The organism is Frankia sp. CeCAU1 (assembly GCF_977971845.1).
This window is the reverse complement of sequence record NZ_CDWWXA010000003.1, coordinates 1-23990: the sequence shown is the minus strand read 5'-3', so window position 1 is coordinate 23990 and position 23990 is coordinate 1. Positions and strand designations below refer to the sequence as shown.

At 70.5% G+C, this 23990-nt stretch carries 14 protein-coding genes and 2 pseudogenes; 8 read left to right on the top strand and 8 right to left on the bottom strand.

What is annotated here, in order from left to right:
• Nucleotides 1–137: 137 nt before the first annotated feature.
• Entirely contained in the window at nucleotides 138–470 is a 333-nt protein-coding gene (locus AC08OO_RS01105) for a WhiB family transcriptional regulator (RefSeq protein WP_011435087.1), read from the bottom strand.
• Nucleotides 471–912: 442 nt separating this feature from the next.
• Nucleotides 913–1329, bottom strand: coding sequence for a DUF5319 domain-containing protein (locus tag AC08OO_RS01100; protein ID WP_476605971.1), 417 nt, complete (start codon nucleotides 1327–1329; stop codon nucleotides 913–915).
• A 394-nt stretch (nucleotides 1330–1723) separates the two neighbouring features.
• Here AC08OO_RS01100 and guaB point away from each other — a divergent pair, with 394 nt between their 5' ends.
• The 5 genes from guaB to AC08OO_RS01075 all read left to right on the top strand — a co-directional run bounded on the left by guaB (nucleotide 1724) and on the right by AC08OO_RS01075 (nucleotide 10883).
• Nucleotides 1724–3325 (top strand): IMP dehydrogenase, encoded by a 1602-nt coding sequence (guaB, locus tag AC08OO_RS01095; RefSeq protein ID WP_476608894.1) that lies wholly within the window; start codon nucleotides 1724–1726, stop codon nucleotides 3323–3325.
• A 212-nt stretch (nucleotides 3326–3537) separates the two neighbouring features.
• A complete protein-coding gene (locus AC08OO_RS01090; RefSeq protein ID WP_476608895.1) occupies nucleotides 3538–4668 on the top strand; it encodes a GuaB3 family IMP dehydrogenase-related protein in 1131 nt (376 codons plus the stop codon).
• 193 nt (nucleotides 4669–4861) lie between these two features.
• Complete coding sequence (locus AC08OO_RS01085) at nucleotides 4862–6079, top strand: hypothetical protein (RefSeq protein ID WP_476608896.1); 1218 nt, start codon at nucleotides 4862–4864, stop codon at nucleotides 6077–6079.
• Nucleotides 6080–7647: 1568 nt separating this feature from the next.
• A complete protein-coding gene (locus tag AC08OO_RS01080; protein ID WP_476610686.1) occupies nucleotides 7648–9327 on the top strand; it encodes a hypothetical protein in 1680 nt (559 codons plus the stop codon).
• A 134-nt stretch (nucleotides 9328–9461) separates the two neighbouring features.
• Nucleotides 9462–10883 (top strand): ABC transporter substrate-binding protein, encoded by a 1422-nt coding sequence (locus tag AC08OO_RS01075; protein WP_476618155.1) that lies wholly within the window; start codon nucleotides 9462–9464, stop codon nucleotides 10881–10883.
• A 59-nt stretch (nucleotides 10884–10942) separates the two neighbouring features.
• Here AC08OO_RS01075 and AC08OO_RS01070 read toward each other — a convergent pair whose 3' ends face one another.
• Genes AC08OO_RS01070 through AC08OO_RS01055 form a run of 4 tightly spaced genes read right to left on the bottom strand, consistent with a single transcriptional unit; the run spans nucleotide 10943 to nucleotide 16238 of the window.
• Nucleotides 10943–11539, bottom strand: coding sequence for a GTP-binding protein (locus tag AC08OO_RS01070; RefSeq protein ID WP_011435094.1), 597 nt, complete (start codon nucleotides 11537–11539; stop codon nucleotides 10943–10945).
• A complete protein-coding gene (locus AC08OO_RS01065) occupies nucleotides 11520–11879 on the bottom strand; it encodes a DUF742 domain-containing protein (protein WP_011435095.1) in 360 nt (119 codons plus the stop codon). The genes AC08OO_RS01070 and AC08OO_RS01065 overlap by 20 nt, the downstream gene beginning before the upstream one ends.
• A gap of 25 nt (nucleotides 11880–11904) precedes the next feature.
• Nucleotides 11905–12327 (bottom strand): roadblock/LC7 domain-containing protein, encoded by a 423-nt coding sequence (locus tag AC08OO_RS01060; protein ID WP_011435096.1) that lies wholly within the window; start codon nucleotides 12325–12327, stop codon nucleotides 11905–11907.
• Nucleotides 12324–16238 (bottom strand): nitrate- and nitrite sensing domain-containing protein, encoded by a 3915-nt coding sequence (locus tag AC08OO_RS01055; protein ID WP_476618154.1) that lies wholly within the window; start codon nucleotides 16236–16238, stop codon nucleotides 12324–12326. The genes AC08OO_RS01060 and AC08OO_RS01055 overlap by 4 nt, the downstream gene beginning before the upstream one ends.
• 539 nt (nucleotides 16239–16777) lie before the next feature.
• Here AC08OO_RS01055 and guaA point away from each other — a divergent pair.
• The 3 genes from guaA to pcrA all read left to right on the top strand — a co-directional run bounded on the left by guaA (nucleotide 16778) and on the right by pcrA (nucleotide 22569).
• On the top strand, nucleotides 16778–18346 hold the full coding sequence (gene guaA / locus AC08OO_RS01050) for a glutamine-hydrolyzing GMP synthase (RefSeq protein WP_476610687.1): 1569 nt from the start codon (nucleotides 16778–16780) through the stop codon (nucleotides 18344–18346).
• A 232-nt stretch (nucleotides 18347–18578) separates the two neighbouring features.
• Complete coding sequence (locus AC08OO_RS01045; RefSeq protein WP_476610683.1) at nucleotides 18579–19733, top strand: threonine ammonia-lyase; 1155 nt, start codon at nucleotides 18579–18581, stop codon at nucleotides 19731–19733.
• 319 nt (nucleotides 19734–20052) lie between these two features.
• Nucleotides 20053–22569, top strand: coding sequence for a DNA helicase PcrA (gene pcrA, locus AC08OO_RS01040; RefSeq protein WP_476610682.1), 2517 nt, complete (start codon nucleotides 20053–20055; stop codon nucleotides 22567–22569).
• A gap of 288 nt (nucleotides 22570–22857) precedes the next feature.
• Here the strand turns inward: pcrA and AC08OO_RS01035 are convergent.
• Together AC08OO_RS01035 and AC08OO_RS01030 are read right to left on the bottom strand one after the other, a co-directional pair.
• Nucleotides 22858–23340 (bottom strand): annotated as a pseudogene (locus tag AC08OO_RS01035) (esterase/lipase family protein); the annotation flags it as partial.
• A gap of 245 nt (nucleotides 23341–23585) precedes the next feature.
• A pseudogene (locus tag AC08OO_RS01030) lies at nucleotides 23586–23990 on the bottom strand (carboxyl transferase domain-containing protein); the annotation flags it as partial.

Sequence of the window (23990 nt, the reverse complement as noted above, 5' to 3'; positions counted from 1 at the left end):
AGGATCGACCGGGCTCCGGCGCGTTGGGCCGTCGGCGCGTTGGGTCGCTGCCGGGTCACTCACCCGTCGTGGGTGATCCAGGAGACCAGGACCGGATATCCCGACCCGTCCGCCTATCGGCACCCGGCGGCCCTCCTTCAGCAGGCCGGTGCGAGTCCGGGGCGGGCCGGGGTACGTCTCGCGGCCCCCCGCCGGGAGCGGCCGGTGAGGATCGCATCCCGTTCGGACTCGCTCAGCCCGCCCCATACGCCATAGGGCTCCCGGGCGGTCAGCGCGTACTCACCGCAGTCGCGGATGACCGGGCAGCGGGCGCAGACTGCCTTGGCCGCGGCCTCACGGGCGGCTCTGGCCGGCCCCCGTTCGCCCTCCGGGTGGAAGAAGAGCTCCGTGCTCTCACCACGGCACGCCCCGTGCAGCTGCCATTCCCACTTTTCCGCGCCGGGGCCTGGAAGTCGTCGGACGTCGGTCATCGGTCTGAGCCCCCTTTCGACCTGAGCGGCAAGCGCCGCCGCTTCACCGTAGTACTGGGCCACCCTCTGGATGATCTTGAAATTTCACCCGGGTGAGCCTGCGTCACGGGTCGTTCCGCCCGGCCGCTACACGGTCGGGAAGTCCCTGGATGTCCAGGGATCTCAGGCGGATCAGGGTCCGAGTCGGCCGCGGGACTCCCGGCCGGCGCCGTGTTCCGTCATGGCCGACCGACCGCGCCGGATCCGCAGGTCCGGCGGAACTTCTGTTGACGGTCGAACGCCTACCCCGGTGGTCGGCTGGTCACACGGCCTGAGCGGGAATTAGCGTGGCCACCGCCGGCCGCGCTCTGCCGGCGCGCGGCATCCACCCCGGCCGGGGTCATCCCCGGCACGCGGGATCTACCCGGCCGGGTGTCCGGCCAGGCGGCGACGCGGGGCCGCCTCAGCGCGAGTCCGCCTCCGAGGCGGCGGACGCCTCGTAGATCCCGTCGGCGAAGCCGCGGGCGTACTCCCAGCTGACGTAGCACGACGGGTCCGGCGCGAACGCCGGCTCGTGGACTCTTGTCCGCCCCTCGTTGAGAAGGTTGCGCAGGTTGCCGACCAGCAGGTCCCAGTCGAAGAAGTGGGGCTCGGCGCAGCCCTCGCAGTCGACGACAAGGCCGCGGTAGCCGCGCGGCTCGAGCAGCGTGCGGAAGACGTCGAGGTCCCCCAGCTCGGCGAGGACTTCCTCCCGCTCGTGCAAGGACAGCGGTTCGAGCAGGTCGAGGTCGTCAACGGAGTCGAGGCGCGCGAGCTCGACAGCCGGATCCTCGGGGTCGCCCGCGAAGGGGTCGACAGGCTCGTCGCTCACGACGACCACGCTACGCTTGCCCGGACTGCTTAGTGGTCCCGATCCGGAGTCTCGGCACCGATGTGCGGCCCTCTGGACATGGTCCGTCGTGGTCGGTCCGCTGTTCTGCCGGGCGCGCGGGTCCGGATCAGGCAGGTTGGACGGCGCTGTGGTATAGGAAGATGTCATCCATGGCGATGTCGGTCACGCCGGAACCGCCGACAGGTGCCGGTGACCTCTACGATGGAGTCCGTGCCGCCGCTCGGTGCCCGATTCTGGTAGCCCAGTTCTGGTAACCCGGTTCTGGTAGTAGGTAGAATTTTCCGCCGTTGCGCGTGGCCCGTCACTCCAAGACGGCGGGCGGGCTCGTGCCGCGGCGTCGCTCTGGGTCCGCGGCCTCGGTCAACGCGGAATGGAAGGTGCCATGAACGGTCCCCTCGCCACCGATTTCACGTTGCCGGCCGGGGTGGGCACCCACGTCGGCGTGCGTCCCGACCTGCTGGGAGCCGAGGCCGCCGCGGTACCGCCGAAGCTGGCGATGCTCGGGCTGACCTTCGACGACGTGCTGCTGCTTCCGGCTGCCTCCGATCTGGTACCGGCGGAGGCGGACACGACGACCCGCCTGTCGCGGAACATCGGTCTCGCCGTGCCGTTGGTGTCGTCGGCCATGGACACGGTGACCGAGGCCCGCATGGCCATCGCGATGGCGCGCCAGGGCGGTGTCGGGGTGTTGCACCGCAACCTCTCGATCGACGAACAGGCGCAGCAGGTCGACATGGTGAAGCGTTCCGAGTCCGGGATGATCACCGCGCCGGTGACCTGCGGGCCCGGCGCCACCCTGGAGGACGCGAACGTCCTCATGGCGCGGTACCGGATCTCGGGTGTCCCGGTGACGGAATCCGACGGCCGGCTGGTCGGCATCGTGACGAACCGGGACATCCGCTTCGAGCGGGACTACTCGCGTCGAGTGCAGGACGTCATGACCCCGATGCCGCTGATCACCGCACCGGTGGGCGTCTCGCCGGAGGACGCGCTCGCCCTGCTCCGCCGCCACAAGGTCGAGAAGCTGCCGATCGTGGACGAGCGTGACCGGTTGCGCGGTCTGATCACCGTCAAGGACTTCACCAAACGGGAGCAGTACCCGCACGCCACCAAGGACACCGACGGCCGGCTGATGGTCGGCGCCGCCGTCGGCGTGGGGGAGGATGCCTACAAGCGCGCCCAGGTCCTCGTCGCAGCCGGGGTCGACTTCCTCGTCGTGGACACCGCGCACGGGCATCATCGAGCCGTGCCCGACGTGGTGCGCCGGATCAAGACCGACATGCCGACCGGGGTGGACGGCCGGCCGCTCGACGTGATCGGTGGCAACGTGGCGACCGGGGCCGGCGCGGCGGCGCTGATCGCGGCCGGGGCGGACGCCATCAAGGTCGGGGTCGGACCCGGCTCGATCTGTACCACCCGGGTGGTGAGCGGCGTCGGCGTCCCCCAGGTCACGGCCATCTACGAGGCATCGCGCATCGCCCGGGAGCACGGTGTGCCGGTGATCGGCGACGGCGGCCTGCAGTACTCGGGTGACATCGCGAAGGCCATCGCCGTCGGCGCCGACACGGTCATGCTGGGCAGCCTGCTGGCTGGTGTCGACGAGAGCCCGGGAGAGTTGATCTTCATCAACGGCAAGCAGTACAAGGCTTACCGGGGTATGGGCTCACTCGGCGCCATGCGTAGCCGCGGCGGCGCGCGGTCGTACTCGAAGGATCGGTACTTCCAGGACGACGTGCTCTCCGATGACAAGCTGGTTCCCGAGGGCGTCGAGGGCCAGGTGCCCTACCGGGGTCCGCTGGCGGCCGTGGCCCATCAGCTGGTCGGCGGTCTGCGGGCGGCGATGGGCTACACCGGCTCGCCCACCATCCGGCGGATGCAGGACGAGGCGCAGCTGATCCGTATTACCTCGGCGGGGCTGATCGAGAGCCACCCCCACGACATCCAGATGACCGTCGAGGCGCCGAACTACAACTCCGCGCGCTGACGCCGTCGCGTCGCGCGACCGACCAGGCCGTCGCCGGGCCGTCCCCAGGCCGGTGACGGCCGCCGTGTCTCGGGCGCGGTCACCTCGGCAGGGTGGGACGAGCCGGTGGCCACCCGATCGGATGGTCACCGGGATGTTCGGTCAGTCGTGGAGCAGATACGTCAGTTTTCCGGTCGGCACGAGCCCGCCGGCCCAATCAGGAGGCGCCAGCAGTGGCAGAGGTCGAGATCGGCATCGGCAAGAGCGCGCGGATCGCGTATGGTCTCGACGCCGTCGGCATCATTCCGTCCCGTCGGACCCGTGACCCGGCGGACGTCTCGCTCGCCTGGGAGATCGACGCCTACCGGTTCGACCTGCCGCTGGTGGCCGCTCCGGCCGACGCGGTGACCTCACCCGCGTCGGTGATCGCGCTCGGCCGGCTCGGTGGTCTCGGTGTTCTGCACATCGAGGGGCTATGGACCCGGTACGAGGAGCCGGAGAACCACATCGCCGAGCTCAGCAAGATCGGGGCCGCCCAGGGCCCGGACGCGGCGACCGAGCGGCTGCGTGCGTTGTACTCCGCGCCGGTCCAGCCGGGGCTGATCGCGCAGCGTCTCACCGAGCTTCGGGACGCGGGGGTGGTCGTGGCCGCGGCGCTGCGTCCGCAGAAGGTCAAGGCCCTGTGCCCGCACGTGCTGGCCGCCGGGATCGATCTGCTCGTCATCCACGGTACGGCGGTCTCGGCGGAGCATCAGTCCCGCCGCAGCGAGCCGCTCAACCTCAAACGGTTCATCGGCCAGCTGGACATCCCGGTGCTGGTCGGCGGGTGCGCGTCGTTCTCCACCGCACTGCACCTCATGCGCACCGGGGCGGCCGGTGTCATCGTGGGCGTCGGGTCCGGCTTCGGTGACCGCACCCGGGACGAGCTCGGGGTCGGCGTGCCGCTCGCCACCGCGATCGCGGATGCGGCCGGTGCGCGCATGCGTTATCTCGACGAGTCGGGCGGCCGCTACGTCCACGTCGTCGTGCATGGTGATCTTCGGACTGGCGGCGACGTCGCGAAGGCGGTGGCCTGCGGCGCGGACGCGGTCATGGTGGACGCGGCGCTCGCGGCCGCACGGGAGGCCCCGGGCCAGGGCGGGGTCTGGCCGATGGACGTGCTGCACTCCGACCTGCCGCGGGGACGCTGGTCGCCGGTGACCCCGACCGGGACGCTCGCGCAGATCGTGACCGGTCCGGGCACGGCGACCAGAACAGGTGTCCTCAACCTGGCCGGCGGTCTGCGTACGGCAATGGCGACGACGGGATACGCAACTTTGAAGGAGTTCCAGAAGGCGGAGATCATGGTGACCGCCGGTCCGTGACCGACGATGCACGTCATGCGTGGTCGTCGGGCGTCCCGCGAGGCGGTAGCCGTCGCGTGAGGTGTCGCTCGCTGATGCGCGAGCTCGACGGATGTGCCCATGGTGTGTCACCACCGGCGGTACCCGGTCGATCCGGCCTCTTACCCGACATGGCACCCTGGAAGCGGTCCGTCTCCGGCATGAAGGACGACAGATGCGCCTCGACGAGCACGGCCGTTGGGTCAGCGACGACGGTGCCTACGTCTGGGACGAGGCTGCCCAGACCTGGCAGCCGTCATCGGCAGCGCCGCCGGCTGGTTCGTCGGCCTCGGCGCGATTCGGCAACCATCCCGGTGGGCCCGCCTTCGGTGCCGGTCCGGCCGGGAAGCCCGGGTCCGGTCGGGCCGGGTCCGAGGTAGGAACGCAGGGCGGTTCGTTTGGTGGGCGGCCCGGTGCTGCCGGCTCGTCGCCCGGTGCCGGGCCCGGTGCCGGGCCCGGTGCCGTGGAAGCGGCTCCGGCAACGCCGAGTTGGGGCGGGGCGCTCACCGATCCACCCCGCACCATGGGCGGGGTGGTGGCCACGCCGTCAGAGCCGGACGCGCGGGGGCTGGCACCCTACGGCCCCACCGGCCAGCGCGGCCAGTGGGGGGAACCGGCCGCGGACGTCATTGCACCGCACGGGCCGTCGGAGTGGGGCGATCTGACCGGTCCGGCCCGCCGCGCGGGTGCGGCGGATCCCGCCGATCCGGTGGCTGCGTCCGCCGGGCCGGCCGCGGCGCAGACGACCTGGGGCGACGGCGACTCGACCGGCGAGATCCGGCGTGTCGGGGGCCTGGCGGCGACGTACGCCCCGTCCGCCGGCGGTGCGGCGGACGGCACATCGCGGTGGGACGACGATCCGGACGACGAGCCGGGGCCGTACGCCGGGTCGTTCGACGAGCACGACAGTGGATGGGCACCGTCCGGGCCCATCTCCCGGCGCGGGGCGACGGCTCGGCGCGGGGCGACGGCTCGGCGCGGGGCGACGGCTCGGCGCGACGAGGCCGGCGGGCTGCCGGCACGGGTCACCGCGTTCGTCCAGCGCGTGCGCGACCGTCCGCCGTTGCTGATCGGCGCCGCCGTCGTTCTCGTCTGCCTCGGGCTCGGCGTCATCGGATTCCTCGCCCTCGGCGGCGGTGGATCGGACTCCGGGACCGCGACCGGCCCGGCCGCGGCGGAGAAGGGCCGTTACTCCCCGGAGGTCCGTCAGGCATATCTCAGCTCGTGCCTTGACGTCAGCAACGGTAACGAAGGCTATTGCACCTGCACGCTGGAGAAGTTGGAAGCCGGCTACACCCAGGAGGAGTACCAGCGGTTCAGTGACAACGTCCAGTCCGAGTCGTCGCAGCGCATCGTGCGGGAGATCTATGCCGCCTGCCGTGACAAGCGATGACGAATACCAGTGTACAGTGGACTGATAGAACTATTGTCAGATGCCTGGATGAGCTACGGGACGACGGACGAGAGTGCTATTGCTTTTTCGTCGGTGATGTGATAGGACGTCCTTCGCGCATCGGTGGGCGGTCATGGCGGTGCGACTCTCTGGGACACATCCCGAGACCGCCCCTCCCGGAGCGAGGCTGCTCCACGTGCATTCGTCCGGCTGGGCGGGGGACCCGGCGGCGTGACCAGATCACACATTTACCCGACGCACGTCCACACGATGACTGCCCGCATCGTGCTGACCAGGGGGGGCAGGAGATGCCGCCCTATGATCAAATACAGCGGTTCAGCGGCCATGATGCCTGAAGCTGGGATAACGTCGCCGACGCCCGGCGCCCGCACCCGGAGGCGGGTGATAGTTCTGTGACGAACTATGACACCGACCGCAACGGTGCCACGGGGCGCCCGGCTGCCTCCCGTCGTGACGACGATTTCTTCGCGGTGGAGCGGGTGGGCGAGCAGGCAGCCCGTCCTGTCTCCCGTGAGCCCGCGCCCGCATCCTGGGATCCAAACCCCTGGTCCCGGCGTGAGCCTGCGCCGGGACCGCGACCAGCCATGCCGCCGGCAGGCGGCGGTGCGCGTCCCGCCGATCCCTTCGACGTGACCACCACCTGGGACGGTCCGGCGCCGGGACCCGCCGGTGGACGCCCGCCGGGCATCTCGGTGACCCCCCCCGCTCCCGCGGGCCCGTCCACCCCGGCGGGGTCATCCGCCGCTCCGGTGGCTTCTCCTGCTCCTCCTGTTCCCAGGGGTCCTCGGGTTTCCGCCGGTCCGCCGCCGGCTGCGTCCCGGCCGACGTCCTACCTCCCCTCGGCCTTCCCGCCACCGTCCGCGGTGTCCAGGACGGCTACGACGCCGTCCGACCTGCAGGTGGGCGGACCCGGTCAGGAGGCCTACCCGGTCCCGACCGGTCCGCCGTCGGGACCGGTGCACATGGGCCGTTCCCCACGGGCCGGCGGGGCGGCGGGAACCACCTCCGGGACGAGACCGGGGGGTGGGGCTTCCGCGGACCCGTTCACCGGTGGGTTTCCGATCTCCGCCCGACCGGTTCCTGCGCTGCCGTCCCGGGCCGTTCCCACGCCGCCGGCGGACCTCAGGGGAGTTCCGGGCCAGCCGGGCACCCCGAGCCGGGTCACCGGCCCGGCCTTTCCGGTGGTGCCCGGGAGCTTTGGCGTGACCGCCGCCGCGCCGCCGTCCGATGCCGGGCCCCAAACCGCATACTCCTCGACGGATCCCTGGAACGGGCACAGCTCGCCCCGTGTTCAACTGCCCGGTGTGGGCACGCCCGCAGCGGGCCCGGGCGCCCCGAACCGGGAGGCCGGCGAGGTCCGTCCCGGTAGCGGCGGATCCGCTGGTCCGGGCGCGACCTCATCAACTCCGCCCCGCGGATTCGGGGGCGCGGAAGCCTATCTGCCGGGATCGGCGTCGAGTCGTCCCGGCAGGGACCCAGGTCCGGGAAGAAGGGGCCCGAACGGCGGTTCCGGGGTCAACGGCGCCGGGGGCCTCAACGGCCTTCCCGTGGGTAAGGCCGCCGGCGGGAACGGCGCGTTCCTCGCATCCGCCGACCTCATCGTCGGCCGGCAGGGTCCGGCCACCGGGGGCCTGCCCCCACACTTCCGCCAGGACCGTCTGCGCTCCCGCCAGGATCGTCCGCGGGACCCCCGCGACGGCGGAGCGGATCTTGCAGGCTGGCGGACTCCCCTGCCCGGCACCGGAGATGCCGTCCGTTCTCTCCCGCCCAACGGGCCCAACGGGCCCAACGGGATCGCCGGACTGGTCCCCGGCCGCCAGGACCCGCTCTCCGGACCGCTCCCGGTGGCCCGGCGACGATCGCCGGTGGAGGCCGCGACGGGGAGCGACTGGCGGGTGCCGGCGAATCGGGTGTCTGGACCAAGGGACTCGTTGGCCGGTCCGACCGACCGGCTGTCCGGCCAGAACGGGCCGTCCGGCCAGAACGGGCCGTCCGCTCCGGCCCGCGGCCGGGCGCTCGCGGCCCCGGAGCGGCGGGCGGCTGCCGAGGTCGACGCCGATGCGTCGCGGGCCAGCGGCCGGCCCGGCGACCTGGCTGTACCTCGGGTCGAGGAGACGATGACGACCGCTCGTCCGCTGTACCGGCCAGACGCCTCCGCGTCGCCGGCCGGGACCGGTGCGCGTGGCCTGGTCGGAACTCCGTTGTCGCCGGTGGGGCGCCGACCCGAGTCTCCCTCGGAGAGGACGTCCCTGGTGCCCCGGCGGGGATCGGGAAAGGCCAGAGGTGCCGGCGCCGTGCCGGGTGACGACAGCGGCTGGCAGCCCTCCCGGTCGGTGCGCAAACCGAGTGGTCGCAGTGTGCCTGCCGACCGCCGCCGCACCCCGAATCCGGTGACCGACACCAACAGTCTCCAGCCGGTCTCGGCTCCCCAGCCCATCCGGTCATCCGGATCGACGCGATCGGGTGAGCGGAGTGCGGCGAGCGCCGGCGAGCGCCGGCGTGGCACCGCGGACCGGGCCGGTCGCGCGGGCGGAACCGGCGCCAGGAGCCGTGGACATGCTGGCCGGCATGAGGAGGGCGCCGGGGTCGGCGGCCATTCCAGGCCCGGGCGGCGGGCCTACGGACGTGATGCCCGCGCGGTGGGGCCGCGGGAACAGGGGGATGCCCGGGATGAGCCGGAGGGCGAGGACTTCTCCGGCGAGGATCGCCTCGCCTGGCTTCGTCAGGATTGGATCGGTCCTTTGGCCGTTGCGTTGGTCCTCGCGTTGCTCGCGGTCGGCGGCTATGCACTCCTGCGCGGCGATGGCGGCGGCAAGAGCGCGCCGTCGGTTTCGCCGGCTCCCCCCAGTGGCTCGCCGACGCCCACCACGACCAGCCCGGACGCGATCAATGGCAAGGCCATGATTGATGGCAGTTGGGAATGCCGGCTGGTTACCGGGACGAATCCCCTGAAGCTGTCCGACAATGTCGTCGGTGTGCTCGTGGTCGAACGGACCGCCGGTGCCTACAGCTGGGACGGCACCGCCGGTCAGTACACGATCACGCCGGTGGCCGGTAACGACGGCGGGAATGTGATTGGCAACGTGAAGTTCACCAGCGGGCCACTGAAGGATCTTTCGGGGGTGCACATCGCCAAGCCCGGGGCCGGAATCCGCGACAAGGCGCAGGGCACGCTGGAACTCACCGCGAGTGGCAGTGCACCGCACCGATACTGCGGGGTGAACTGAGGAGATCCATCCCCACGCTGACGGTAAGTGAAACACCGATATGTCGGATCTAAGGCGCCTCTGGTAGCCCGGGATCTGCCGAGTTCCGACCCCCGTTGTCGGATTCAGGATGGCATGGGGCAGGATCAGGTGCCATGCTCAGGTCTGACCGTGGTGAGGGTGGCGGACGGTGTGCCGCCGCTGGCAGGACGGATGTGGCTGGCGGTGCGGACGGGGGCGTCCCCGCTCCCCGGGAGAGCGGCCGACGGACCGTTAACCGGCGTGGTCTGCTTCGCTGGGCCGGGACCGCGGCGGTCGCGGCACCGGCCGCCGGGCTGTTGGCCGCGTGTGGGGGCTCATCCTCCTCGGCCAGCGCGGCGCGCAAGGTACGTCTCGGCTATGTGACGTCCCGGACGGGGGCGTTCCGCAGCCACAGCGTGGTCGACTCGTATGTGGTGCAGACGATGCGCACGATCTTGGCCGATGGCGTGAAGGTGGGGAACCGCACCTATCCCGTCGAGATCTTCGTCCGGGACTCCGAGTCGGACCGCCATGGCGCCGGGATCGCGACAACCGACCTGATCTTCAAGGACAAGGTCGACGTCGTGCTGGTCGGTGGCACCTCCGACACCGCCGTTCCCGTCGCGGACCAGTGCGAGATCAACCAGGTTCCCTGTATCTCCACGATCGCCCCGTGGCAGGCCTGGTGGAATGGCCGGGGCGGCAACGTCGACATGCCCTTCCGCTGGACCTACCACTTTTTCTGGGGCATGGAGGACCTGGTGGCGACCTACGTCGCGATGTGGAGCCAGCTGGGGATCACCAAGGTGGGGCTCATGTATCCGGACGACGACGACGGCCGCGCCTTCGCCAACCCGGACTTCGGAATTCCCACCATCCGCAATTACAACAATCTCCGGCTGACGTCGCCGATGCCCGCCGGCTACGCAAGCGGGGCGCCCTCATTCAAGACCTATATCGATGAATTCGAGAAGAACGGGGTGCAGGCCGTCGTCGGCGTGTCCCGGGCCGCGGACTTCGCCACCTTCCGGAAGGAGACCAGGACCTTCGGTTACTCGCCGAACGCCCTGACGATCTCCAAGGCGATCTACTTCCAGGAGGATGTGCGTGGCCTCGGTACCGGTGGTGACGGTCTTACCACCGAGGTGGCGTGGTCACCGGCGCATCCCTTCCGCAGCTCGCTGACGAACAAGACGTCCCTGGAGCTGGCCAACGACTTCACCAGCGCCCGCGGCCAAGGGTGGACCCAGATCCTTGGATTCTCGTACGCCCTGTTCGAGGTCGCCGTCAAGGCGCTGAGCAACGTCGACTCCCTCGACAACCGGGAAGCCGTCGCCACGGCCATCCGCGACGTCGACGCCCAGACCATCGTCGGACCTGTGGCGTTCGGAGCTCAGCCCAACGTCCCGAAGAACGTGGCTCGCATCGCCCTCGTCGGTGGTCAGTGGAACCAGAACCAGCAGGCGAACGATTTCGACCTCAAGATTGTCAACAATGCGGGTAACACCAAGGTCCCGCTGGATGCCGAACTCCGCAAGCTTCCCCCGCCCGTCTGAGCTCGGGTCGGCTCGCTTGTCCGGGGCGACTGGCACCGGCTGCCCCGGGGCGGATCACCTCAGGTCCCTGCGGTCGCCCGCGACATCGTGTGCTCGACCACCGCGATCAGCGCACTCTTGGTGGAGTCGCGGTTGCGGGCGTCGCAGGTGATGACGGGAACGGCCGGGCTGACCTGCAGTGCTTCCCGGACGTCCTCGATCGAGTGCCGCAGGATCCCGTCGAAGCAGTTGACGCCAATCACGAAGGGCAACTGCCGCTGCTCGAAGTAGTCGACCGCGGCGAAGCAATCGGCCAGTCGGCGGGTGTCGGCGAGCACGATCGCACCGATGGCTCCCCGCACGATGTCGTCCCACATGAACCAGAAGCGGTACTGCCCGGGGGTGCCGAACAGATACAGGATCAGATCTTCGTCCAGCGAGACTCGGCCGAAGTCCATGGCGACCGTGGTGGTGGTCTTGTCCATCAGGTGGGTGAGGTCGTCGATGTGGGCTCCCGCCTCGGTCATGACGGCCTCGGTGCGCAGCGGGACGATCTCGGACACCGAACCCACGAATGTGGTTTTCCCGGCGCCGAATCCGCCCGCTACCACGATCTTCACCGAGGTCGTGGCGACGGCGGAGTTGACCCGCCTGTTGTCAGAGCTTTCGAAGGCCACTGAGAACCCTTTCGAGCAACGCGAGATCCGGTGCCTCGTCGCGGTCAGGCTGCTGGTGGACGCGGACGAAGCCTTCGTCCGCCATATCGCCTACCAGCACGCGGGCCACCCCGAGGGGCACCCGGAGGCCGGCGGCGATCTCCGCGATGGATCGCACCTGCCGGCACATGGCGGCGATGGTCTGTTGCTCCAGGTTGAGGCCGATCGCTCGTTCCTCGCCGAGAGGCGTCGTGAAGACGAGTGCCTCGATGGCGAGTTCATAGCGCGACCGAGTGCGCCCGCCGGTCATCGCATACGGACGGACGACCGGCCCGGGCGTGCCCTCGGGATCGATACTCACCCTGACTCCCTGTGTTGCCGTCCGGTCACCGCGGAAGGGTTCCCTGCAGTTCGGCGCGCAACGCCGGGGTCAGGACGTCCTTCGCCCGGCTGACCAGCAGTGCCATCTCATAGCCGACCAGACCGATGTCGCAGGACGGTGCCGCGAGCACTGCCATGCTCGCGCCGTCACTGATTGCCATGATGAAGAGAAAGCCGTGCTCCATCTCCACGACCGTCTGGGTGACGCCACCCGCCTCGAAGACGCGGGCGGCGCCCTGGGTCAGGCTCACCAGTCCCGAGGCCACCGCGGCGAGCTGGTCGGCGCGATCCCGGGGGAAACCGTCGGAGACGGCGAGTAGCAGGCCGTCTGCGGACACCACAACGGTGTGGGCGACACCCGGGACGCGATCGACAAAATTGTTGATCAACCAATTGAGGTTCTGGGCTTCAGAACTCACGGGTGTCACCGTTCCTCCTGCGCGTCACGTCGAGGATTCCTCGCGGTGTCGACTCCGACATCACGTCCCTGCCGTACGCCCTGGTAGAAGCTGGCAAGCCGGCCTCCTACAGCCTCAGGAGATCTGGCCGAGGTGTCGGTGGGACGCCGGCGGGGCGCGGGTTCGGCGCTGCCGGGCACGAGATGGGTCATGGGAACTCGCACCGGTAGGCCCGACCGCGTCACGCCGCCTGTGCTCGGCTGACGCAACAACTCGGCCGCCTGCCAGCCGGCGTCCCCGGGAGATGTCCAGTTCTCCCGGGACGGGGGCTGCTGGGGCGTTGCCTGGTGCTGTGCTGGCTGGTATTGCCCTGCTGGTTGATGGTGCGGGGCTGGTTGATGGTGCGGGGCTGGTTGATGCTGTGGGGCTGGTTGATGCTGTGGGGCCGTCTGGTGCTGGGCCGCGAAGGCCGGGACGGGCGGAGCCGCTGACGGCGCGTCCGTCGCGGGCTCCTCCCGTGCCGGTGTCCGGGTAGCCGTGAGCGGATCGACTCCGGAGCGGGCGGGGCCGCGTTGCCCGAAGGCCCCACCGAGCCCCGGACGGACCGGGGAACGGGGCGGTGGCGCCGCCCCACCGGCACCCGGCCCGGTGGGGCGGGCCGCCGCGGCCGCCGTCGAATGCTGGGCGGGCGCCCGATCGGACGGCGAACGTCGCTGGAACCACGCCGACACGGAGTCGAAGATCGGCGACGTCTCGATGCCGTCGGTGTCCCGGTCTGCCGTGGTCTGTTCGCCGGTGTCCTCGCCGGAGACCGCCTCTGTCGTCCCGGTGTCGCGCAACTGCCGGGACGCGAGCGCCGACGCCGGCCGGTCGCGGGGACCGGTGGACGCCGTGGACTCCGATCGTTCCTGCGGAACGGGCCGGTTCTCGGAGCGGGCGAACACGCTGCCGGCCCCGAGGGGCGGCTCCTCGGCCGACCGGGGCCGCTCACCGGCATCGGGCCGGGTCTGGCCGGGCGGTGTCGGGGCAGGCGGTGTCGGGGCAGGCGGTGTCGGGGCGGTGTCGGGCTGCCCGGTCCGAGCGGGCCCGGTGGCGCCGCCGGGACGTGGTTTGGTCCCCCAGCGGTTGTCCCCGAACGACACCGGTCTCGTCTCGTCCGTGACCGGATCGTCCCGTCGTCCGAATCCGCGCCGGTCGATGGTCTGGGTGTCCGGTACGACGTCGGGGGGCGGTTCGAGCCGGCCACCGGGCGCGGTGCCGCCGCGGCCGCGAAGGGCATCGAGGTCGAGCCCCCGGCCGTCGAGCCCCCGTGGGTCACGGGGATCGTCCTGCCCACTGGAGCCGGGCCGCTCCCGGGCTCCCGGGACCGGGTGGTCCTCGTCGTTTCCTCCCCGCCCGAGTAGATCGTGCGGCAGGGTCGGCGGAGCGGCGCTGATGCCATCCGTCTCGCTGCCGCGCTCGGTGTCGCCGTCGAGGCCGGGAGCGAAGTCGTCCGGCCCGAAGTCGCGATCATCCGTGGTGGGCGGCGAACCCGTCCGGTCGGATCCGAGCTGGGCGGCGGCCAGCGGCCCGGTGAGAGGGAACGGCCCGGTGAGAGGGAACGGCCCGGTGCTGGGGAACCGCCGGGGCCCACTGGAGTCGTCGAAGAGGCTTTCTGGTCCGTCGGATTCACTCGCGGTCCGGTGCCCGTTGGCCCCGGTGCCGTTCGTTGACGCGACCCTGCCGTCCACCGGTTCGGGAGTTCCCGAGCCGGTGCGTTCCGGCCGCTGCGGTGCATGCGGTCCGGTCGGGGAACCGGGGATGGCCGGCGAGTCGCCGACGCGGGTTCCCAACGCCGGCGCGGCGGGCCGGGCCGGTCCCGTGCCGGCCCCGCCGTCTCCGGTCACCAGCTTGGCGGGCAGCCGGACGACAGCGGTGATACCTCCGGAGGCGGACTCACGCAGCTGGACGTGAATGCCGTGGCGGCTGGCCAGCCGACCGACCGCGAACAGGCCCATGGTCCGTGACACCGACACGTCGACCACCGGCGGGTTCGCCAGTCGGTCGTTGACCCGTTCGAGTTCCTTGGCCGGCATGCCGATGCCCTGGTCCTCGATCTCGATCATCGCCCCGGCCCCCGGACCGAGCGAGCGGCTGGTGACGAGGACGCTGGTGGCCGGCGGCGAGTACGAGGTGGCGTTCTCGAGGAGCTCGGCGACCAGATGGACGACGTCGCTGACACCGTTGCCGGCGATGGACACCGCGGCGGCCGAGGTCTGCTTGACCCGGGTGTACTGCTCCACCTCGGAGATGGCCGCCAGTACGACCTCGTTCAGTGGGACGGGGTGTGTCCAGCGCCGAGCGGTGTCCGTGCCGGCGAGGACGAGCAGGCTTTCGTTGTTCCGCCGCATACGAGTGGCGAGGTGATCCAGCTTGAACAGGTTGGACAACTGGTCCGGATCCTGCTCGCGGTTCTCCAGCTCGTCGATGAGACGCAGCTGCCGTTCGACCAGTCCCTGACTGCGCCGAGAGAGGTTCACGAACATCGCGTTGACGTTGTTCCGCAGCGACGCCTGTTCGGAGGCCAGCCGGATCGCCTCCCGGTGAACCTCGTCGAAAGCCCGCGCGACTTCACCGACCTCCTCGTCGGTGTCGATACCGATCGGTTCGATCGAGTCGTCGATGTCCAGCTCGGTGGAATCGCGCAACCGACGGACGGCCTCGGGAAGCCGATGGTCGGCGACGTCCAGCGCGGCAGTCCGCAGCGCCAGCAGGGGGCGGACCAGCGATCGCGCGACGATCAGTGCGGCGAGCAGGGCGAGGGCCAGGATGAGCACAATCAGCAGACCGGACAGCAGCGCGTGGCGCTGGATGTTGCCCCGCAGGGTGCCCGCGCGGGCGTCGACGAGACCCAGGAGCTTGTCAACGGCTTCCGTGCCGGTGTCGATGGTCCGCTGGGTCGCCTGGTCCCATTTCTCGGCTTCCAGCGCGGTCAGCGGCTGACCGATGGGCGCATTCAGAATTTCTTCGACGTAATTCTGGGTGTTGCGGATGTCCCCGTTGGTCTCGGTGTCGATCGTCGGTTCGTAGACCGCGAGCTGGTTCGGTAGAGCGGCGTTCTCGAGATCGTTGCGCTGGCGGCCCCGCTGGGTCTCGGCCGACAGGAACTCGCGATAGTCGTCTGCCGTGAAGACCTGGTTCCCGTTGCGGGTAAACAGGCCGTGGATGAGTGCCTGCTCCTCGGCGAGAAGTTCCGTCCCGGACATCAGGAAGTAGGCCGTGTTGACCCCGGCGTTGAGCTCCTGGTCGTCATTTCCCTGTGGGATCAGCCGGATCAGGTTGACCAGTGAGTCAATGATCGGCTGAAAGGCGGTCTCGACCGCCTTCCTGTCGATCAGCCTTTCGATCGTCTGCCGCTTGGCGGGCAGCGTGTCCATCCGGCTGCTGACGTCGTCGAGAGCGCGGCGTACCTCACTGCCGAAGGAGCCTCGCCGCTCGTTCGCAGCTGACTTGTACGCCCTGTAGGCTTCATCGACCGCCGCCCGGCGGGTTGGAATCGTGCTCCCGTCCCGGGCGCCGACGGGACCGCTGGCGACGAATCCGGTGCTGTAGGTGCGCTCGGCCTGCAGGGCGTGGACCAGCCCGGCTGCGGAGCGGCTGAGCTCGGTCAGATCGGACACCCGGTTGACGTCCCGCGTGCTCGTCAGCACCGTACCCGCCTCGATGGACGAGTAGGCGAGGATCGCGATGACAGGCACGGCCAGAATCGCGATCAGCTTGGTGCGTACCCGCCAGTTGGTGGGGTTGGCGGCGGCGCGACGAAGGCGCGCCAGTCCCGACCCGGCTGGGTTCGGTGGCGCGGCGGATCGACCATCGCGCTGCCCGCCGTCTTCGGCGTCCACGGGCGAACCCGGCGCCACTGTCGGCTCCGAGTCTGCGGCGATGCCCGTGCTGCTGGCCATCGGTTGTCTGCGCACGTACCTTCGCAACCTCTCCGCCAGCCTCCCGGAACAGGTCGTACCAGGATGGCTCGGTATCGGGCCCGGATGTCCCTTGTCAGGCACCATAGCGGTACGAAGTCGGCATCCGAAAGGCGCCTACCGTAAGCGCCTTGGTGGCCGCACGTCAGTTGTCGCTACTGCGCGCGGAGTCACCACTACCGTAACCGCCGGGGAAGCCCGACATCGGGCGTCACTGATGATCGAAGCGCTTGTCGGGGTGAGTGAACCGGGCTGAAGGCGCAAACTCGGCATCCTAGACATCTCCTACATGAGCCCTTACCGCCTTCGCGGCGGCGTCCGGTGCGCTTCGTCTGTTCCGGTGAAGGCCGTGGGAGATGGTTGGGCGCCTGGGCGGACCGGTGGGGTCGCCGTGTCCGTAGGCTTGCGGGGTGAGCGAGTTGCAGCGTAGCAGTGCTGGCCGCGGTGCGGAGCCGACGGATACCGGCGCGGTTCGGGATGTTCCGCGGTCCCCGGCGGACGGCCCCAGCGGCCCGTCCGCGGTGGGGCCTGCGGGCTACGACACCGTGCTGGTGATCGATTTCGGTGCTCAGTATGCCCAACTGATCGCCCGGCGCATACGCGAATGTCATGTGTATTCGGAGATCGTCCCGTGGGATATGTCGGTGGACGAGATCCTCGCCCGGCGTCCGTCCGCACTGATCCTTTCTGGCGGCCCGAAGTCCGTCTACTCGCCTGGCGCGCCCCGGGTGGATCCTGCGTTGTTCGCTACCGGAGTGCCTATTCTCGGTATCTGCTATGGCCATCAGGTCATGGCTCAGGCGCTTGACGGCGCCGTCGCGCGCACGGGAACCGCCGAGTACGGAGCAACTCGTCTGTCGGTGTCGGATCCCGGGGTTCTCTTCGACGGTCTGCCCGTTGTCCAGCAGGTCTGGATGTCGCACGGCGACTCGGTGACCGCCGCGCCGTCCGGCTTCCGGGTAACGGCTTCCACGCCGTCGGCCCCGGTCGCCGCCTTCGAGGACCCCGCGCGTCGTCTCTATGGCGTGCAGTTCCACCCGGAGGTGGTCCACAGCGAGCGAGGCATGGACGTGCTGCGGCACTTCCTGCTCGTGGGTGCGGGCTGCCGGCCCACCTGGACAATGATCAACATTGTCGACGAGGCTGTCGCGGCCGTCCGGGCCCAGGTCGGGACCGGACGGTTGATCTGCGGCCTGTCCGGCGGGGTGGACTCCGCGGTCGCTGCCGCGCTCGTGCACCGGGCGGTGGGAGACGCGCTCACCTGCGTCTTCGTCGATCATGGTTTGCTGCGGGCCGGCGAGGCGGAACAGGTCGAACGCGATTTCGTCGCGACTACCGGCGTGGATCTGGTCCATGTCAAGGCGGCCGACCGGTTCTCCGCCGCGCTGTCCGGAGTGACCGACCCGGAGCGGAAGAGGAAGATCATCGGTCGTGAGTTCATCCGGGTTTTCGAGGAGTCCGCCCGCGAACTGGAGGTCCGGGCGGAGGCGGAGGGCGCGACGATCGACTTTCTCGTGCAGGGGACATTGTATCCCGACGTGATCGAATCCGGTTCGCCGACGGCCGCGAAGATCAAGTCGCATCACAACGTCGGTGGACTGCCCGAGGACCTGCGGTTCGATCTGGTCGAGCCGCTTCGGACCCTGTTCAAGGACGAGGTCCGTCGGCTCGGCGAGGAGCTGGGGCTGCCCGAGGAGATCGTCTGGCGTCAGCCGTTCCCGGGCCCGGGCCTCGCCGTCCGCATCATCGGCGAGGTCACGCCCGAGCGGCTCGACGTGGTGCGGGCGGCCGACGCGGTGATCCGGGAGGAGATTCGCAAGGCCGGCCTGGACCGCGAGATCTGGCAGGTCTTCGCGGTGCTGCTCGCCGACGTGCGATCGGTGGGCGTCCAGGGTGACGAGCGTACGTACGGCTTCCCGATCGTCCTGCGCGCGGTCACCAGCGAGGACGCGATGACCGCCGACTGGGCCCGGCTGCCCTACGGCCTGCTGGAACGCATCTCGAACCGGGTGGTCAACGAGGTGCCGCAGGTTAACCGGGTGGTGTATGACATCACCTCCAAGCCTCCCGGCACGATCGAGTGGGAGTGACGATCCCGGATCGGAGCGCGTGCCCGTCGGACGACCCCCGCCGACGGGCACGTTTGACGTCTGGGCGGGACCGGAGCACCCTGGATGATGTGACCCCGCACGAGATGGCCATTACCTAGGCGCGCGACCGATCATCGGGTCCGCGCCTCGCCCTTCCGCCTTGTCCTGGCGGGGGGCTTTTTTATTGCCGCGGTCATGGTGAGGTGGCCGCTCAGCCGCCGGGAGATGCTCCATGACCGCAGCAGCCGCAGACGACCGATCGGTAGCCCCGGACGCCGAACTCTGGGCGCCGGACATCCGCGCCGCGGCCCGCGTCCTTGCCGGGGTGGCACGACGGACCAGGGTCGTGCGGGATCTCGGCCTGTCGGCGGCGGTCGGTGCGCCCGTCTGGCTCAAGTGTGAGCACGAGCAGCACACCGGTTCGTTCAAGCTTCGGGGCGCCTACCACCGGGTGGCCACCGCGGATCCGGCGACGCGGGCCCGGGGGGTGGTGGCGGCCAGTGCCGGTAACCACGCCCAGGGAGTGGCCTTCGCGGCCGCGGCCTTCGGCGTCGAGGCGACCATCTTCGTGCCGGTAGGGGCCAATCCGGTCAAAGTGGCGCGGACGCGCCGGTGGGGCGCCCGGGTCGAGAAGATACCCGGGGGGGTGGAAGCGGCGCTCGCTGCGGCTGCCACCTTCGCCGCCCGGGGAGACCGGCTGCTGGTCCACCCGTTCGATGACCCGACGGTAGTGGCCGGGCAGGGCACGATCGGCTTGGAGTTGCTCGATCAGGTGCCCGATCTCGGCACCGTTCTGGTCGGGGTGGGCGGCGGAGGGCTGATCGGCGGGCTGGCCGCGGCGGTGCGGTCCCGGCGCCCCGATGTGCGAGTGGTCGGAGTGCAGTCCGTGCTGTCGTCGGCGTTCGCCGCGTCGCTGCGGGCTGGCCGGCGGCTCACGGTGCCCCCCGGTGGGGCTGCGACGCCCGGTGCCGGAACGACGCCCGGTGCCGGAACACTGCGGGGAGTCGGGACGATTCCGGGCAGCCGGACGTCCGAACAGCCGACGGCGCCACGTTCGTCACGGGTGGTCCCGGCGTCGACCACGATCGCCGACGGTATGGCGGTGAACGCTCCGGGGGTCCTGACCTTCGCCCTTGCCGCACGCCTGGTGGACGAGATCGTCACGGTCGATGAGGCGGCGTTCTGGGAGGCGATGGTGTTGCTGCACCGGGCCGGCCACCAGGTGGAACCGGCCGGCGCCGCGGGGGTCGCGGCCTTGTTGCGTCGAGGTGATCTCGCGCAGGGCCCGACGGTGGCAATCCTGTCGGGTGGCAACATCGACCCGGGGGTGGCCAGCAGGGTGAAGGCGCTCGCGGCCATCCCGCCGAGCGCGTCGAGTAGCGCGTGACTACGTGACCGCGCGGCCACGTGGCGTGGCCGCCTGACCGCCGGTGGGCCGGGCGTTGACGCGGACCACGGCCATCGACGGCCCGCCCTCGCGCGCGGGGCGGGGCGGGAACGACGGACAACAGGCTGGTCAGCACGCGGGTCGACGACCACTGGGCGTGGACGTGTGATGGTCATGCGGTGGCATGGACGCGCGAGGACCGCGGCCGGGTGGGACCGTCGGTGCATCTCGCGGACCACACCGCGGACCGGGCCGTTGGGTGCGATCCGGGCATGCCGCGGTCCGACCTGCCCGACGTCGAACGTACGATCGGAGTCCCATGAGCGGCTTTTTCGGCGATTCCCACGGCGGCGGATCCGGCATCGCCGGGTCGGTCGGGACGGATGTCCACGGCGGTGCGCACGTGCCCTACGACCTGTTCGGCCCGGCGGTGCTGGCGCCGCCGGTGGGCGGGGACGAGCCCGGTGGCTTCTCCTCGCCACGCCTGGATGCCGAGGGCCTGCTCGACGGGCTCAACCTGCAGCAGCGGGCGGCGGTGGTGCACATCGGGGCACCCCTGCTCGTCGTCGCGGGCGCGGGGTCCGGCAAGACGCGGGTGCTGACCCACCGTATCGCGTACCTGCTGGCGGCCCGGGGGGTCCGGCCGGGGGAGATGCTGGCGATCACGTTCACCAACAAGGCTGCCAACGAGATGCGCGAACGGGTCTCGGCGCTGGTCGGCCCCCGGGCGCGGGCGATGTGGGTGAGCACCTTCCACTCGGCCTGCGTGCGCATCCTGAGGTCCGAGGCGAAGCGTCTCGGGTTTGGCTCGGCCTTCTCCATCTACGACGCCGCCGACGCGCAGCGTTTGATCATTCTGGTCATCCGTGACCTTGATCTTGATCCCAAGCGGCATCCCGCCCGAGGTCTGGCGGCGCAGATCAGCAACCTGAAGAACGAACTGATCGACTGGGAGGCCGCACGGGACCGGGCCACGAACCACCTCGAGCGGACCGTCGCCGAGGTCTACGCCGCTTATCAGCAGCGGCTGGCTCAGGCCAATGCCCTCGACTTCGACGATCTGATCATGATGACGGTGAACCTCCTCCAGGCGTTCCCCGACGTCGCCGAGCACTACCGGCGCCGATTCCGACATGTGCTCGTGGACGAGTACCAGGACACCAACCACGCGCAGTACGCCCTGGTGCGTGAACTCGTCGGCCAACCGGCGTACTTCGGTGGCGGGTCCGCGCCGGTGGAGCCGGCCGAGCCGGCGGCCGGGCCGGCTACCTGGGCCTCGGGCGCCGTCCCACCGGCGGAGCTGTGCGTGGTTGGCGACGCGGACCAGTCGATCTACGCCTTCCGTGGGGCGAACATCCGCAACATCGTGGAGTTCGAGGAGGATTTCCCGAACGCCGCGGTGATCCTGCTGGAACAGAACTACCGCTCCACCCAGACCATCCTCTCCGCCGCGAACGCGATGATCGCGCGTAACAACCAGCGCAAGGCCAAGCGGCTGTGGTCGGACGCCGGTGACGGTGAGAAGATCGTCGGATTCGCCGCCGACAACGAGCACGACGAGGCGGCCTTTGTCGCCGAGGAGGTCGACCGGCTCTCGGACGCGAAGATCGCGCGGCCCGCCGACGTCGCGGTGTTCTACCGGACCAACGCCCAGAGCCGGGTGTTCGAGGAGATCTTCGTCCGGGTCGGGCTGCCCTACCGGGTGGTCGGCGGGGTGCGGTTCTACGAGCGCAAGGAGATCCGTGATCTCCTTGCCTACCTGCGGGTCCTCGCCAATCCTAGCGACACGGTGAACCTGCGTCGCATCCTGAACGTGCCCCGGCGCGGGATCGGCGAGCGGGCCGAGGCGGCCCTGGCGGGCTTCGCCGATGTCGAGCGGATCGGGTTCGCGCAGGCGCTGGAGCGTGTCGACGAGGTGCCGGGGATCGCCGCGCGCTCGGCGAAGGCGGTGCGCGAGTTCACCGCGCTGCTCGCCGAGCTACGCGCCGTAGCGGCCGACAACCCGGTGGCCGTGGTCGAGGCGGTGCTTGAACGCACCGGCTACCTGTCGGAACTCCTCGCCGAGGGCACCGTCGAGTCCCAGGGCCGGGTGGAGAACCTGCAGGAACTGGTCGGAGTGGTCCAGGAGTTCGCCCGGCGGCTGCCCGAGGGCACGCTCGCGGAGTTCCTCGAGCAGGTCTCGCTCGTCGCCGACGCGGACCAGGTTCCGACCGACGACGGTTCCGATGGTGTGGTCACTCTCATGACGCTGCACAGCGCCAAGGGCCTCGAGTTCCCCGTCGTCTTCCTTACCGGTCTCGAGGACGGCGTCTTCCCGCACCTGCGGACCCTGGGAGATCCCACCCAGCTCGAGGAGGAGCGCCGGCTCGCCTATGTGGGTGTCACCCGGGCCCGGATCCGGCTCTACCTGACCCGCGCGGTGATGCGCAGCGCCTGGGGCCAACCGGCCTACAACCCGCCGTCGCGTTTCCTCGGCGAGGTGCCGGACACGCTGGTTGACTGGCGCCGGCTGGCCGATCCCCCGCCAGCGCCCGCGGGGACGTCCTGGGGCTCGTCTGGCGGGTTTGGGTCGGGCGCGACCGGCCGGGGCGCCGCCGGTGCCCCGGCGGCGCGTAAACCGCTACCGAACTCGCCATTCTCGGGTCGCGCGCGGCCGGCCGCTCGGGCCGTCCTGGAGCTGCGTCAGGGCGACCGGGTGACGCATGACAGTTTCGGTCTCGGAGTTGTCGTCGCCACCGGCGGGGTCGGTGACTCCGCGGAGGCGACCATCGATTTCGGCGAGAACACCGGCACGAAGCGCCTGCTCCTGCGGTATGCCCCCGTCGAGAAGCTCTGACGGTCCCGAGGGTCCCGGCCGGTCCGCCGCCCCGGCGAGGCAGCTCGCGACCAGGTGGGCGACCTTGCCGCTGAACGCCAGGGAATGATGCCCGAGGCCCGGCACGGTGTAATTTTCGATGTCGAGATCGGGATGGTCGAGCGCCGCCTCGGCGGGCCGCACCACGCTGTCCAGCCCGGCGCCGATCGCGACGAACCGGGTCCGGCAGCCGGGGGCGGGTGCGGCGAGTTCGCGTAGGAGCGCCGATCCCGGCCGTAGCTGGGTGACGAGCCGGTACGGCACCGACCGGGGGACGAGTCCGGCGAGACGGGTGCCGGAATGAGGCGTCGCGAGAGTGATCAGCGTGTCCACGTACTGATCGCCCCCGAGTTGCTGCACGTAGTAGCGGGCCACCAGCCCGCCGAGTGAATGGGCGACGATGTGCACGCGCTGCCTGCCGCTGTCCGTCATCGCGGTGTGCACGGACGCGGCGAGTCGGAGCGCCGCTTCCTGCACCGTCGGCACGAGCAGCGGCAGCTCCACCGTGCGCACCCGGCGGAAACCGCGGCGGCGTAGCGACCGGCCCAACCGGGTGAACACGGACCGGTTGTCGATCAGGCCGTGGATCAGCAGGATCGGGGTACCTGCCGCGTCGGGAGCGTTGACCAGCAGGCTGCGGTGCAGCGGGGAGAGCGCGCTCAGCGAGTAGGGCTCGTGCTCGCGCGGGCACTGCCGGCGCAGCGCACTCGCCGGGTAGAGGGCGAGGTGGGTGGCGATCCAGGCCGCTTCCACAGCGAGCCCGCGGGCGTTCACCGGGGTCGTGCGCAGGCCGGTGAGGACCGACCGCCCTGGAGCGGCGATGTTGTCTGCGGCCACGGCCCGCCTCAGGCGGGCCGTGGCCGCAGACAACGATGGCAGTATCCACTCGCCGATGGCCTGCTCGCCTTCCCTCGCCGTACCATCCGTGCCGCCAGCCGTGGTGCTCGCCCCCAGATCGGCAGATATCCCGGTGGCCAAGTAAAGACCGGAGAGAGATACTACAGACTGTTAGGTAGCCCTGTCGACCATCGAGCCTGCCGTCGGCGCAGCCGATCGTCCTGGTCCCCCCGGCTCAGGGATGCGAGCAGCGATGCGGCGTCGCGCGCCGTCTCGGCTGCGGTGATGGCGGACAGGAGCCGATCGGCGAATCCCAGCGCGTTCAGGTCGGTCGGCCGTAGCCCGCAGACGTTTGCGGCCCGCTCGACCGGTATCCGCAGCGTGGCGGCGGTGCCCTCCGGGGAGAGCGCGGTGAAGTAACTGTCCGGGGTCATGGCGACGACGTCGGTGACCGCCGCGGCGAGAGCCCCGCCAGAGCCGCCCTCACCCAACACGATCGACAGCGTCGGCGAGGGGCAGGCCAATACCGCGGCCATCGCATCCCCGATCGCCGCCGCGATGCCCGC